The sequence below is a fragment of the Kribbella sp. NPDC058245 genome, from assembly GCF_042882005.1.
Lineage (GTDB): Bacteria > Actinomycetota > Actinomycetes > Propionibacteriales > Kribbellaceae > Kribbella.
This window is the reverse complement of record NZ_JBHVWY010000010.1, coordinates 83762-97268: the sequence shown is the minus strand read 5'-3', so window position 1 is coordinate 97268 and position 13507 is coordinate 83762. Positions and strand designations below refer to the sequence as shown.

Genomic DNA, 13507 nt, shown 5'->3' with positions numbered 1-13507 from the left:
GTACCTGGGTCCTGGTGTGGAGGAAGATAGTCGCCATGGAGGCGACGGGTACGCGAGCGGACCGGGTGATCGGCGACGGAACCCTGCTCGGCTGGAACATCGTCTTCTGGGTCATCCTCGCGATGAGCCTGCTGGTCTCGTTCACGACACCGTTGACCATCCCGCAGCGGGGGCTCGCCACCGGCGCGGCGCTGCTGCTCGGGGCGACGTACCTGTTCGTCGGGATGCCGGCCATCCAGTCCCGCCGCTGGATTCCGTCGGTTGTGTTCCGGGTGGTACTGGTCCTCTGCCTGATGGTTCTCGTCGGGCTGAGTCCGGCCTCGGTCTTCCTGATGTTCATCGCCTCGGCGCAGGTCTGGTTGCTGGCGCGGGACCTTCGGGACGGCATCGGGTTCAGCCTGGCGCTGGTGATCGGGTGCGGTACGGCGCAACTGTGGGGCGCCGGCTGGGGCTGGGAAGCGTTCTGGTCGATCCTGCCGTGGATGGTCGTCAGCCTGGTCGTCAGCCTGCTGTTCGGGATCTGGATCGAGAAGGTGATCGCGCAGAGCCAGCAGCGGGCCCACCTGATCGAGGAACTGCATGCCGCCCGCGATGAGCTTGCCGACGCGCACCACAGCGCCGGTGTGATGGCTGAGCGCGAACGGATGGCACGCGAGATCCACGACACCCTCGCGCAGGGGATGACGAGCATCGTGATGCTGTCGCAGACCGGTGCGGCCGAGTTGGCGCGCGGTGGTGATGGCGTGGCAGCGCGGTTCGCGCAGATCGAGGCGACGGCACGGGAGAATCTCGCCGAGGCGCGGGCATTGGTTGCCGCGTTCACCCCAGTGGCGTTGTCAGAGGCAACATTGACCGAAGTGCTGCGGCGGCAGGGCGAACGGTTCGCCGCCGAGACCGGCCTGGATGTCCGGGTGTTGCTGGACCTGGACGAGTCGGAGGTCGTCGCGCTTCCCCAGTCCCAGCAGGTGGTTCTGCTCCGGGCGGCGCAGGAGGCGCTGGCGAATGTTCGCAAGCACGCACGTGCCAAGTCGGTGCTGATCACGCTCGGTCTGTCCGCGGGGCGGGTCTCCATCGAGATCCGCGACGACGGCTCCGGGTTCTCAGTGACCGAGCCGTCTACCGGGTTCGGGCTCGCCGCGATGCGTGGGCGGGTCGAGGAGTCCGGCGGCTCGGTGCAGGTCGAGAGCACGCCCGGCGGCGGCACCGTCGTACAGGTTCTGATCCCAACTCAGGAGACTCCGTGATTCGCGTACTGGTCGTCGATGATCACCCGGTGGTGCGGTCCGGGCTGATCGGCATGTTGTCGGTGACCGACGACATCTCTGTAGTCGGCGAGGCCGGCGACGGGTCCGAGGCGCTGGCGCTGGTCGAGTCGACGCGGCCGGACGTCGTACTGATGGATCTGCGGATGCCGCGGACCGACGGGGTCACCGCGACGGGCGCGATCGCGTCCGGGTATCCGGAGACGAAGGTGCTCGTGCTGACGACGTACGACACGGACACCGACATCCTGCATGCCGTCGAGGCGGGTGCGACCGGGTACCTGCTGAAGGACACTCCGCATGCTGAGCTCCTGGACGGAATCCGGGCTGCTGCGCGCGGCGAGACCGTCCTCGCGCCGCCCGTCGCGGCCCGGCTGATGTCGCGGCTGCGGACGCCCGCCACGTCACTGGCCGCGCAACCTTCGCCGCGCGAGCTTCAGGTCCTCGCCGCGGTAGCGCGCGGGTTGAGCAACGCCGAGATCGGGCGCGAGCTGTACATCGGCGAGGCCACCGTGAAGACGCATCTCCAGCGCCTGTTCACGAAACTCGACGTCGACGACCGGACCCGCGCGGTCACGGTCGCGATGGAGCTCGGGCTGCTGCCTAACCCTCGGTCTTGACCTCGACCTCGTTCGGTACGGCGCCGCCGTACCGGCGGTCGCGCTGCGCGTAGATCTCGATCGCGCGCCACAGGTCCCGCCTGTCGAAGTCCGGCCAGAGCGTGTCCAGGAACACCATCTCGGCGTACGCGAGCTGCCAGACCAGGAAGTTCGACGTCCGCTGCTCCCCCGACGACCGCACGAACAGATCCACCGGCGGTACCTCCGGGTGGTACAGATGCTTCGCGATCGTCTTCTCGCTGATCCGGTCCGGATTGAGCTTGCCCGCGGCAACCTCTTTGGCGATCTCCCGCGCCGCGTCCGCGATCTCCGCCTGGCCGCCGTAGTTCACACAGAACTGCAGCGTGATCGTGTCGTTGTCCTTCGTCCGCTCCTGCGCGTACTCCAGCTCGTCGATCACGCTCTTCCACAACCGCGGCCGGCGCCCCGACCACACCACCCGCACCCCCATCGCGTCCAGCTCGTCGCGCCGCCGATGGATCACGTCCCGGTTGAACCCCATCAGGAACCGCACCTCCTCCGGCGACCGCGCCCAGTTCTCCGTCGAGAACGCGTACGCCGAGATGTGCTTCACCCCGATCTCGATCCCACCCTTGATCACATCCAGCAGACTCGCCTCGCCCGCCTTGTGCCCCTCGGTCCGCGCCAGCCCCCGCTGCTTGGCCCACCGCCCGTTCCCGTCCATCACGATCGCCACATGCTCCGGCACCAACTCCCGCGGCACCACCGGCGGCACCGCCCCACTCGGATGCCTCTCCGGAGCCACCACGACCTTCCCCCCGACCCGCTCCACCCCACGACCCCGACGACGACCCAATGGCGACATACCCAGATCCTCTCCCATCCCGCCCCGTACCCTCACACCACCCGCTCCGCCAGCCCCGCCAAAAGCTGCAACCTGTGGATAACTCACCCCCTCGGTCACCCTCCGTATGACACCCTTAACCCACCCGCACCCCCAGAAACGGAGCCCCCATGCCCCGCCGACCAGCCCTCGGACCCGCCACCGCAGCCCTCTGCGCCCTCCTAGCGCTAACCGCCTGCCAAGGCTCCCCCGAAGCCGGTCGCCCCAACACCGCCCCGCCCTCGTCCACCACGTCCTCGACGCCGACCCCGTCAGCGCCGACCTGGACCGCTGAGGAACAGACCGCGATCACGGCTGCAACTGCGCGGTACAAGGCAGCGCGTGCAGCCGTGGGAGTCGAGCTTCAACGGCCTGAGGACGCTGACCGCAAGCGACTGGAAGCGGCAGGTAACGGTGGGGCTTGGCTGACGTCGATCCTCGAATACATCGTCTACCTCCGGGATCGCCAGCTGTACCAAGGCGGGGAGGCGAAGATCGAGTCCGCAGAGCCAACCTCAGTCGACCTGACCGCAGAGCAGCCGGTAGTCGTACTCAAGACCTGCGTCGATGGATCAGGCGGGCAGATGCGCTACCGAAAGACTGATAAGCCCGTTCCAGTGGCGACCACAGCGGGGGGCACGCGCCATACGATCAACGCGCGTCTTGTGTACGCACCGTCGGCCGCGGGACCCAAGATGTGGTTCCTCGTCGAAGAAAAGACCGTCGGCTCATGCTGAGGGCAGTTCGGCTCGGGGGTCTGGCGCTTCTCATGTTGCTGACCGCCACCATCGCGTGGGCAGACTCGCCCGCCCCTCCTGGTCCCCCTCCTCCTGGCTACCACTGGAAGTGGAACCCCTACCTCAACAACTTCACTCTCGTACTCAATGCCGACGTTCCCGTCGGTGGTGACCCCGGATCGGACGGGAGCGATCCGAAGCAAACCTCCACGCACAAGCCCGTGTGCCAGTACAAGGGTGCGCCTCAGGCCTGCTCCGACAAGACGCTCGGGAACTGGTCCAACAGCCATCAGTGCTACATGCATCGTGAGGCGCCTCCGCCGCCCTTTAGCGACCCCCGCTGGAAAGGGCACACGGACGGGAGTATCTGGGCGTGTGTTCGACAACAGGGTTATGACGAGGGTCAGCATCTGGTGACTGAGTGGGTCTGGCTTCCGGGGGAGCCGGACACGGTGGTGGTTGATCCGGTGACGTTGGCTTATCGGGCTGTTGCGGAGATGCACCTGGCGCCGCCGGTGGTGAAGTCGGCGCCTGGGGTTGGGCAGGTGGGGTTGGTGAACATGCCTGTTTGGTTGTGGGTTACGAAGACGGAGAACACGTGGGGTCCGATTGAGCGGGAGGCCAGTGTTCCGGGGCTGACTGTTACGGCTACGGCTGAGGTCACGGCGATCGACTGGAAGATGGGTGACGGAAAGACCATCCGTTGCAAGACCGCCGGTACGCCGTACTCAAAGTCGATGGGGATCAAGGACTCGCCCGACTGTGGGCACCGCTACACGAAGACCTCCAGCAAGCTCAAGGACTGCGAGTACCCGGTGACCGCCACCGCTCAGTGGGCGATCAACTGGCAGAGCACGCTCGGCGATACCGGACAGATCAACCTGACGCAGAACGCCGCAACTCAACTACGGATCGGTGAGGCGGTTCCCGTTCTCGTTGATCCCGAGGGCAGCAACGTGAAGGTTCCCGAGAAGGCCGGCTGCGGGTCCTGAGGGGATCCATCGACAAACGCCGGGTGCGGCGGGAAGAGGTTCGACGGATGAGTGGAATGGCTTCGGTTCAGCAGGTGGGGGCTGGGTTGGCGGATGTGTTGGGGCGTTTCCGGGCGGGGCGGACGCGCGCGTTCAGCTTTGGGGATGGGGTGCCCGAGGCGGTGATGCTCACGTACGACGAGTTCGAGGATCTTGGGGGCGAGCACAAGTTCACCGTCGGGGACGAGGTGGTGGCGCCTGGGGAGTTGGCTGGGGGGTTGGGGGCGATTGTCGCGGCGGTACGGCGGGGGGACGGCGTACCGGTGGTGTGGGGGGAGGACGGGGAGCCGGAGGCGGTGGTGATGTCTACGGCGCAGTACCGGGAGTTGCGCGGGGATGATCAGCCGCCGGCTGGGGTGGTGGATGACCCGACGGTGCGGGTTTATGCGACGGAGCCGTTGCCGGGCAGCCGGCCGCTGGATCTGGACGAGTGGGCGGCCGGGGATCCGTTCACGCAGGAGCTGCTGGCAGAAATCCGCGCCGAGGAGAGGGCGCCGGGTGATGATCGATGACAGTAGATACGAAGTCGTCGGCGTCGAGAAGTTCCATCAGGATCTGCATTTCCTGCGCCAGCAGGCGAAAGCGCAGCCTGCGGTCTACCTGTCGCTGTATCGCGAGGTGCTGCGGGAAATCGAGCGGCTCCGGACGGGTGTGACCGACGGTCATCACGCCCTGGGGTACGAGTCTGGGAAGGGCGATCTGCGGGACTGTGTGACGGCGTACGTGCGTTCGGACCCGCAGGCCAAACCCGACTATCGACTGGTCTTCCGGGAGATGGGGGCCGAGGTGCCTGGTCGGCTGCCGCGGCGGGAACTGTTGGCCATTCGGGCTCGGCATGGGTCCAACAATGTCTACGCGCATGTTTGTGCACGGCTCGGGCGGCAGGTGACCGATCGGCAACCGGGGCTTGACCGGTTCGGACGGGAGACCGCGTCGGGCGGAAACGGAGCCGAGCGGCAGGCGGAGATGGATGCGCGGCGGGCGATTGCTCATGCGTGGGCTGGGCAGCGGCCGTTGCAGTCGTCGCGGCCGCTCGCGGCCGGCATACCGCGAGCGCCAAGCGACCGGTCGGCCACGGTCGCGCGGGAGCGGCCGCGCAGCGCCCGAGTAGGGCCAACCGGGTGGCCCGAGCGGGGTTAGCGCTGGGCGCAGTCGCCGCGCAACTGCCGCGAGTGGTGGACAGCGGCGCGCGGTCCGTCCATTGGACACATCCCGAGGGTGCGCACCCCGTGTGGGGGGCTTGAACACGTCATGCCTTGTTCACGGCCCCCATTTCCTGTCCACGGTCACCGGCAACTGCACTACTGGGTGAAGTCGAGGTGGGGTAGGGAGCGGAGTTGGTGGTCTTGGTGGTAGGTGAAGAAGGCCGAGATGAGGCCGGTGGCTTCGCGGCGGGTTCGGGGGTCGGCGCGGAGGGCGGTGGGCCAGTCGCCGGTGAGGAGGGCGGCTAGGTGGGTGACTGTGGTGGGGGCGGGCATGGCTGAGGCTGGGGGGCGGCAGGTGGGGCAGACTACGCCGCCGGCGGCGGGGTTGAAGGCTCGGTGGGGGCCTGGTTCGCCGCAGCGGGCGCAGTCGCCGAAGGAGGGGGCGTAGCCGGAGATGGCGAGGGCTCGCAGGAGGAAGGAGTCCAGGACTAGGGCTGGTTCGCGTTCACCGGTGGAGAGGACTCGGAGGGCGCCGGCCAGCAGGAGGTGGTGCTGGGTGGCGGGTTCTTTTTCTTCGACGACCAGGCGGTCGGTGGTTTCCAGGAGCACGGTGCCGGTGGTGTAGCGGGCGTAGTCGTTGACGATGCCTTCGCCGTAGGCGGCGATGGAGACGGCTTGGGTGACGACGTCGAGGGTGCGGCCGGTGGCCAACTGGAGGTCTACGTGGCTGAAGGGTTCGAGGCGGGCGCCGAACCGGGACGACGTACGGCGGACGCCTTTGACGACGGCGCGGACCTTGCCGCGGGAGCGCGTCAGGAGCGTAGCGATGCGGTCTGCTTCACCCAGTTTGTGGGTGCGCAGAACGATCGCCTCTTCCCGGTACAGCGGCACCTGATCAGTGTCTCACTCGCCGCCGACAAGCTGTTCGAGGCTGCGGGCCGGGCGGCCGGTGAGATCGGGGACAGCGGTGGAGACGTGGCTGAGTTCGCCGGAGGCGATGGCCGCGTAAGACGTCACCCAGCCGGCCACCTCCCAAGAGGGCGCGCCGTAGGACTCGCGAGAGCGGTAGGCCTCGTCGAGGGTCTCGGGCTCGTAGCGAACCGGGCGGTCCCAGGCGGCGGACAGGACGGCGGCGGCCTCGGCCAAGGTGAACGCGGCGGGGCCTGTGAGGTCGTACGTCGCCCCCGCGTGCCCACCAGACGTCAGTACGGCGAAAGCCGCAGCGGCCACGTCGTCACGAGCGACTGCGGCGACACGGCCGTCACCGGCGGGGCCGCGGATGGCACCGTCCTCACCGACGAAGCCGGGGATGAAGTCGAGGTACAGGTTGTCGCGCAGGAAGGTGAAGTCGATGCCCGCGGCACGGAGGTGCTGTTCGGTGTGCCAGTGGTCGCGAGCAAACGTGAACGTCGCGTCAGGAGCGGCACCAGCGAAGGAGGTGTACACGATCCGCTTCACACCGGCAGCGACCGCGGCATCGATCGTTGCCTTGTGCAAAGAAACCCGGTCTGCGGATTCAGTTGCACTGAGCAACATCAGGGTGTCCACACCGTCAAGCGCGTTCAGCAGCGCGGCGTGCTCGCCGTACGCCGCCACCGCGACCGATGCCCCCGGCAACGAAGGCGCTCGGGAGGCGTCACGGACAAGCAACCGCTGCGGTACGTCGGCGTCCGCGAGCAACCGTGCGATCCGCGAACCGAGCTGGCCGGTGGATCCGGTCAGCGCGATCACTTGCCCACCAGGTCCATACCGCCGGCCGCGTAGCGCTCCCCCGCCACCTCGAGGTCCGGTGGGAAGGCCGCATCTAACGCCGCCAATTCAGATGCGGTCAGTGAAACGTCAAGCGCACCAAGGTTCTCGGCCAGGTACTTGCGCCGCTTGGTCCCCGGGATCGGGACGATGTCGTTGCCCTGGGCCAGCAACCAGGCCAGCGCGAGCTGCCCGGCCGTGATACCACGCTCAGCGGCCAGCTCCTCGACCTTCGCCACCAGGTCCAGGTTGCGCTGGAAGTTCTCGCCGCTGAACCGCGGCAGACCACGCCGCGCGTCGTCCGGCTCGAAGTCCTCCGGCGACTTCAACTGCCCCGTGAGGAACCCACGCCCCAGCGGGCTGAACGGCACGAACCCGATCCCGAGCTCCCGCAGCGTCGGCAGTACGACGGTCTCCGGGTCCCGCGTCCACAACGACCACTCACTCTGTACGGCGGTGATCGGGTGTACCGCATGCGCCGCCCGCACCGTGTCCCCATTCACCTCGGACAGCCCCAGGTAACGCACCTTGCCAGCGGAAACCTGGGAAGCCATCGCCCCTACGGTCTCCTCGATGGGTACCTGCGGGTCACGCCGATGCAGGTACCAGAGGTCGACGTGATCGACCCCGAGCCGCCGCAGCGACGCATCCAGGGCCTCGACCGCGTACGCCGGACTCCCGTCGACATTGTTCGGCATCGACGAGCCGGTCTGCGGGCGGAAGCCGAACTTCGTCGCCAGCACCACCTCGTCGCGCCGACCGGCCAGCGCGCGGCCGAGGAGCTCCTCGTTCGCGCCGTTGCCGTAGATGTCGGCGGTGTCGAGGAAGGTGCAGCCGGCGTCGATCGCCGCGTGCACGGTCGCGATCGATTCGGTCTCGTCCGACGTCACGCCGTACGACTGGGACATCCCCATGCAGCCGAGGCCGAGGCGGGAGACGGTCAGGTCACCGAGGTGGGATTCACTCATGCTCCGAACCTACCCCGCAGCCGGAGCGCCCGATCCACCTGGTGACCCGATTCCTGCGCAGGCAACGACTCTGTGACATTTTGCCGCGATCCGCCGTACCGGCCGTCGCTTTCCGTATCTTCACAGCGAGTAAGAGGGGTGGGGTAGGGAATGTTCCTGCGCAAAGCGCTGCGGTATCGCTGGGCCCAGGCCTTGGTGCTGGCCGGGATCAGTCTGCTGATCGGGACGTGTGCGGTGTTCGCACCGTGGTTCTCGCGCGCCGTCGAGCAAACGGTGATGACCGAAACGCTGACCAGCCAGGCCTTGCCGGCCGCCTGGAAGCTGTCGTCGCGGACCGGGGTCGAGGACGTCGGCAACAGTCCCGACGGTGATCCGGCGAGCCTCGACGCGCTGGTCCCGGCCGCTCTCAAGCCGCTCTTCAGTCCCCCGGTGCACGGCATGCGCAGCAATCTGAGCTGGCGGGTGCCGACCATGATCAGGGACGACAAATCAATAGTCGGCCGCCTGGCCTGGCGCGACGGTTACTGCGCGCAACTCACCGTCCTCGAAGGCCGCTGCCCGCAACGCCCGAACGAGGTGATCGCCTCGATCGTGGACAAGACGACCTGGGACTTCAAGGTCGGTACGACGGTCAGCGCGCGGCCGTCGGAGAAGTTCGACGGCGGCGGTCAGCTGACGGTCGTGGGCTTCTACCGGCCGCTCCAGGCGCGCGGCGAGTACTGGTTCGGGCAGTACCCGACCGGTCACTCCCGGGCACCGTCCGACCTGGATCCCGGCTCGACGGACGACTTCTACGCCGACCGCGCGACCTTCACCGGCACAGCCTGGGCACCGCGGCTCAGCTCCGACACCCGCGTCCTTCCCGGCGTCGCCCGGATCAACGACCTGCTCCGGCTCCAGGACGCCTCGAACAAGGTGAACGGGAACGCCGTCGAGCTCGGCATCAACGCCGAGAACACCTCGTCCTTGGCCACGGTCGTCGACCAGATCCAGAACCAGCGCTCACAGGGCCGCACGATCATCCCGCTGGTGATGGTCCAGGTCGCCCTGTTCGGCGTCGTCGTCCTGGCCCTCGCCCTCGGCGCCGTCGTCGACCAGCGCCGCCCGGAGATCGCTCTCGCACGCCTCCGCGGCGCGTCCACCCGCCGTACGGCGCGCAGTCTGATCGTCGAGCTGGGAATCCCGGTGCTGATCGGGACGCTGGCCGGCCTCGCGACCGGGTTCGGCCTGCTGCTGATCGCCCGCGCGACCTGGCTCCGGTACGGCGCTCCGCTCGAACTGCCGTGGACCGTCCCGGCGGCGCTGGCCCTGGCCGTCGTGGTCGCGCTGCTGGTCGTGGTCCTCCAGGTCCGCGGCGGGGTCCGGCAGACGATCTCCAGCCTGCTGCGCCGGGTCGCCGCGCGTGGTCGCGGCTGGCGGCTCGGCATCGTCGACCTCTGCGTCATAGTATTCGCGGTCGCCGGGCTCGCCGCCGCGGTGACCGGTGACGGTCGCGGACCGCTGCCTGTGCTCACTCCAGCGTTGCTCTCCCTCGCGGTCGGCCTCACGTTCGCTCACCTGCTGCTCCCGGCCGCCGGGCTGATCAGCCGGCGGGCCGCCCGCCGTGGGCGGCTGGGGCTGGCGCTCGGTGCGCTGCAGATCTCCCGCCGGCCGGCCGTCACCCGGATCGTCGCCGCCGTCGCGGTGGCGGGTGGTCTGCTCGCGTTCGCCGGCCAGGCCGCGTCGGTGGGCGACCACAACCGCGAGACCCGCGCCGGGTACGAGGTCGGCGCGCAGGCGGTGCTGAAGATGAACGCGCTCTCGCTCGGCGACTTCACCAAGACGATCAACGAGATCGACCCACAGCGGAACTGGTTCACCCCGGTCGTGCTGTCGCGGACCCCGGCCCCGGATTCGCTGAAGACGATGATGATCGAGCCGGAGAGCTTCCGGCGGATCGCTTTCCGCGGCGACCGACTGACCGACGCCGCCGGCTGGCAGGCGCTGACCGCACCGAAGGTCAAGCCGATCGAGTTCCGCAGTTCGAAGCTGACCATGACCGCGGCTGTCGGTGGGGTCAAGCAGCTGGCGAATCCGATCCCGGGTGGTCCGCAGTACGCGCCGGGTCGCTCTCTGGTCCTGCGGGCGTATCTCGTCAGCCTGCGCAACGGCGGCCGCTCCCTGGTCTCGTTCCCACCGTTGCCGTTGACAACAAAACAGCCGGTCGCACTGAGCACGGCGGTCGATTGTCTGGGCGGCTGTCAGCTGCTGCAGCTCGGCTTCGGGCGCGAGGTGCTGGACCAGGGCGGCGTCCAGGCGGACGTTGCCATCAGCAAGGTCTCCACCGACGACCAGCCGTCGATCACCCTCGGAACGGCGCCGGATTGGAAGGGCGTCGAGCATCTCAGCGGCGACCAAGGCACGATCGCGACCAAGGCCGGCGGCCTGCTCACATTGTCGGTGAAGAGCTTCAGTGACGACCAACTGCTGCAGTTCGCCACCGTGCCGACCACGGTTCCGGCGGTGGTGACGCCCGAGTTCCGGTACGCCGACGGAACCACGACCAGCCCGGCGAGTGACGGTACGCCGATGTTCATCAGCAAGCTCGGCACCATGACCGGCCCAGTGAACCGCTACCCCGATCGGACCGCGGTCGTCGATCTGGAGACGGTACGGCGGCTGGGCGGCGGACTCGACGAGTTCGGCACGGACTTCGAGCTGTGGCTGAACGACGCGGGGCTCGCTCGGGTCGACGTACTGACGGCTGCTCTGAGCAAGGCTGGATACAACGCGGAGCTGGCCGATGTGCGGTCCGAGCGGATCGCGTCGTACGGGCGGTCTGCGAGTGCGCTGACGCTGCAACTGACGCCGGTGGTCGGGATCGCGTCGTGGGCGCTGGCGATCGTCGTACTGCTGCTGACCGTCGTGACGTCGTGGCGGTCGCGCGCGCAGGACTACGCGAGCCTGCGGATCACCGGCGTACCGGCTCCGCTCACTGGGCGGGCTGCGCGGTGGGAGCAGACCGGTCCGGTCGCTTTGGCTGTGTTGCTGGGATCGGTGTGTGGAGTGATCGGGGCGCAGATCGCGTTGCCGCTGATCCCGTTGTTCGCCGACTCCGGCGGGCCGTATCCGTTGGAGTTGGCAACGAACTGGCCGGTCGCGCTCGGGTTGTGGGCGGGCGGGACGATCGTGCTCGCGGTGGTGACGTTGCTGCTCGGTACCGGCGTGAACCGGCGGGCGTCGTACAGCCGGATCCGGGAGGAGCTGACATGAGCGGACTGGCAATCAGTACGACGGGGCTCGTGCACATCTATCGTGCGCACGGCCATGACGTCGCCGCGCTCTCCGGGATCGGGATCACGGTTCGGCCGGGTGAGCTGGTTGGGTTGCTCGGGCCTTCTGGGGCTGGGAAATCGACGTTGCTGCAGCTGTGCGGTGGGTTGCTGACGCCGAGCGCCGGACGGTTGCAGATCGGTGAGCACAACCTCGCGACGATGACCGAGGCCGAGCTGGATCGGATGCGGTCCGGGGATGTCGGGATCGTGCTGCAGGGGGCTGGGCGGAATCTCATTCCTTATCTGTCGCCGCTCGACAACGTGCGGTATGCGCAGCAGGCGGCTCCGCGGGATCGCGAGCTGCCGCCGGCGATCGACGTACTGGAGTTGGTGGGGCTGCGGGAGCAGGCCTCCAGCCCGCTCGCGACGTTGACGCCGGGCCAGGTGCAGTTGTGTGCGGTCGCGGTGGGGATCGCGACGATGCCGGGGCTGTTGCTGGCCGACGAGCCGACCAGTCAGCTGGATCACCATGCGCGCGACGAGGTACTGGCGGCGATCCGGACGATCAACCACCGGACCGGTATGACGGTTCTGCTGATCACGCATGATCCTGAGGTCGCGGCGGCGCTCCCCCGGACCATCACTATTCGGGATGGGCGGATCGCGGCCGAGGGACGGTCTGGTGAGGAGTACGCCGTGGTTGCTACCGACGGGTCGTTGCCGTTGCCACCGCATGTCGCCGAGCTGTTGCCGGCGGGAACGTTGGTGCAGGTCACGATCGAGGACGGTCAGGTTCGGCTCAGCCCGGTGGATCAGGAGGGGGCTCGGTGATCCAGGTCAAGAACATCACGGTCGCGTACGGCGATCTGATCGCGGTGGACGAGGTGTCGTTCGACGTACCGCCGGGGTTCGTGCTCGCGGTGAGCGGACCGTCGGGTGCCGGGAAGAGTTCGTTGCTGTGGGCAATCGCTGGTGCGGTCGAGGTGCTGACCGGGAAGGTCGAGGTGGACGGGCTGGTGATCGGCGGTCGTCCCGCTGCCGCCGCGCATGGCGTCGTACTGATTCCGCAGGGGAACGGCTTGGCGCGCGTACTGACGGCCCGGGAGAACCTGACGATCCCGCTGCTTGCCAATGGCAAGGACCCGGACGAGGCCCACGTCGTTGTGGAGAGCGCGTTGAAGGCGGTCGGGCTCGAGGAGAGCGGTGATCACCTGGTCGAGGAGCTCTCCGGTGGTGAGCAGCAGCGCGTAGCCGTTGCCCGCGGCATCGCTCAACACGGTCGCGTCATCCTCGCCGACGAGTCCACCAGCGAACTCGACAGCACCAACCGCGAGCGCGTCCTCGACCTCCTCCGCAGCCAAGCGAACCAAGGCGCCGCGGTCGTCATCGCCACCCACGACCCCACCGTCGCCGCCGCCGCCGACGGCCACGCCCTCATGGACGAAGGCCATCTCACCTGGCTCCGCCGGTTGTAGGGGGACCGTCGTACCAGCTGTCCCCATTTGCTAGGCGGGCCCATGCCGTTGCGGGTGAGCCCACGGCATGCGGTTGGCCAGCCCACACTCAGATGGGTCAGCCCACCAAATGGGGGCGGTCGGCCCGGGCGCGTGCGACGTCAGCCGGTGGGGGCTAGGTGGGGGGCGGGGGTTACGCGGAGGGGGTCTAGCTGGATGCGGGTGATGCCGAAGGGGTGGAGGGACTCACGGAGGGCGGCCTCGGTCATGCGGAGGTACTCGGGGTGCGGGCCGCAGGCGGTGTGGAGGTGGGTGAGGGTGGTGAAGGCGATGCCCACGCGGCGGCCGTCCGGGAGGTGGCCGGTCTGCAGAGTGCAGCCGACGCCGCCGGCGGGGTGGACGGGGACGTACCAGTCATCACAATGTCGAGGCTTCACACCAAC

The 13507-nt window shown here is 68.3% G+C and carries 14 protein-coding genes; 9 read left to right on the top strand and 5 right to left on the bottom strand.

Features of this window, described 5'->3' with window-relative positions:
• The first annotated feature begins 35 nt into the window (after window positions 1-35).
• Window positions 36-1244 (top strand): histidine kinase, encoded by a 1209-nt coding sequence (locus tag ACFVWG_RS23410; protein WP_391545496.1) that lies wholly within the window; start codon window positions 36-38, stop codon window positions 1242-1244.
• Complete coding sequence (locus ACFVWG_RS23405) at window positions 1241-1882, top strand: response regulator (protein WP_391545495.1); 642 nt, start codon at window positions 1241-1243, stop codon at window positions 1880-1882. Before ACFVWG_RS23410 ends, ACFVWG_RS23405 begins: the two co-directional genes overlap by 4 nt.
• On the opposite strand, the gene ACFVWG_RS23400 is transcribed toward ACFVWG_RS23405, so the two are convergent.
• Window positions 1866-2708: an isoprenyl transferase gene (locus tag ACFVWG_RS23400; protein WP_391545494.1), complete on the bottom strand. Its 843-nt coding sequence runs from the start codon at window positions 2706-2708 to the stop codon at window positions 1866-1868. The genes ACFVWG_RS23405 and ACFVWG_RS23400 overlap by 17 nt on opposite strands.
• Window positions 2709-3076: 368 nt before the next feature.
• On the opposite strand from ACFVWG_RS23400, the gene ACFVWG_RS23395 reads away from it, so the two are divergent.
• From ACFVWG_RS23395 to ACFVWG_RS23380, 4 genes are all read left to right on the top strand, one after another.
• Window positions 3077-3463, top strand: coding sequence for a hypothetical protein (locus ACFVWG_RS23395; protein ID WP_391545493.1), 387 nt, complete (start codon window positions 3077-3079; stop codon window positions 3461-3463).
• Between the two features lie 413 nt (window positions 3464-3876).
• Entirely contained in the window at window positions 3877-4455 is a 579-nt protein-coding gene (locus ACFVWG_RS23390; RefSeq protein ID WP_391545492.1) for a hypothetical protein, read from the top strand.
• 47 nt (window positions 4456-4502) lie between these two features.
• On the top strand, window positions 4503-5006 hold the full coding sequence (locus tag ACFVWG_RS23385) for a hypothetical protein (RefSeq protein ID WP_391545491.1): 504 nt from the start codon (window positions 4503-4505) through the stop codon (window positions 5004-5006).
• The gene (locus ACFVWG_RS23380) at window positions 4993-5634 is read left to right on the top strand and encodes a hypothetical protein (RefSeq protein ID WP_391545490.1); all 642 of its coding nucleotides are present in this window, start codon (window positions 4993-4995) and stop codon (window positions 5632-5634) included. The genes ACFVWG_RS23385 and ACFVWG_RS23380 overlap by 14 nt, the downstream gene beginning before the upstream one ends.
• A gap of 161 nt (window positions 5635-5795) precedes the next feature.
• Here the strand turns inward: ACFVWG_RS23380 and recO are convergent, their stop codons facing one another.
• The 3 genes from recO to ACFVWG_RS23365 are packed head-to-tail and all read right to left on the bottom strand — an operon-like array spanning window position 5796 to window position 8356.
• Window positions 5796-6530 (bottom strand): DNA repair protein RecO, encoded by a 735-nt coding sequence (recO, locus tag ACFVWG_RS23375; RefSeq protein WP_391545489.1) that lies wholly within the window; start codon window positions 6528-6530, stop codon window positions 5796-5798.
• A gap of 12 nt (window positions 6531-6542) precedes the next feature.
• Window positions 6543-7370 (bottom strand): SDR family oxidoreductase, encoded by an 828-nt coding sequence (locus ACFVWG_RS23370; protein ID WP_391545488.1) that lies wholly within the window; start codon window positions 7368-7370, stop codon window positions 6543-6545.
• Window positions 7367-8356 (bottom strand): aldo/keto reductase, encoded by a 990-nt coding sequence (locus ACFVWG_RS23365; protein WP_391545487.1) that lies wholly within the window; start codon window positions 8354-8356, stop codon window positions 7367-7369. Before ACFVWG_RS23365 ends, ACFVWG_RS23370 begins: the two co-directional genes overlap by 4 nt.
• Window positions 8357-8506: 150 nt before the next feature.
• Here ACFVWG_RS23365 and ACFVWG_RS23360 point away from each other — a divergent pair, with 150 nt between their 5' ends.
• Genes ACFVWG_RS23360 through ACFVWG_RS23350 form a run of 3 tightly spaced genes read left to right on the top strand, consistent with a single transcriptional unit; the run spans window position 8507 to window position 13085 of the window.
• A complete protein-coding gene (locus ACFVWG_RS23360) occupies window positions 8507-11608 on the top strand; it encodes an FtsX-like permease family protein (RefSeq protein ID WP_391545486.1) in 3102 nt (1033 codons plus the stop codon).
• Window positions 11605-12441 carry an ABC transporter ATP-binding protein gene (locus ACFVWG_RS23355; protein ID WP_391545485.1) on the top strand — a complete coding sequence of 279 codons (837 nt, stop codon included), beginning with the start codon at window positions 11605-11607 and terminating at the stop codon, window positions 12439-12441. Before ACFVWG_RS23360 ends, ACFVWG_RS23355 begins: the two co-directional genes overlap by 4 nt.
• Window positions 12438-13085: an ATP-binding cassette domain-containing protein gene (locus tag ACFVWG_RS23350; RefSeq protein ID WP_391545484.1), complete on the top strand. Its 648-nt coding sequence runs from the start codon at window positions 12438-12440 to the stop codon at window positions 13083-13085. Before ACFVWG_RS23355 ends, ACFVWG_RS23350 begins: the two co-directional genes overlap by 4 nt.
• A 140-nt stretch (window positions 13086-13225) precedes the next feature.
• On the opposite strand, the gene ACFVWG_RS23345 is transcribed toward ACFVWG_RS23350, so the two are convergent.
• Window positions 13226-13501 (bottom strand): SAV_915 family protein, encoded by a 276-nt coding sequence (locus ACFVWG_RS23345; RefSeq protein WP_391545483.1) that lies wholly within the window; start codon window positions 13499-13501, stop codon window positions 13226-13228.
• Window positions 13502-13507: the final 6 nt, after the last annotated feature.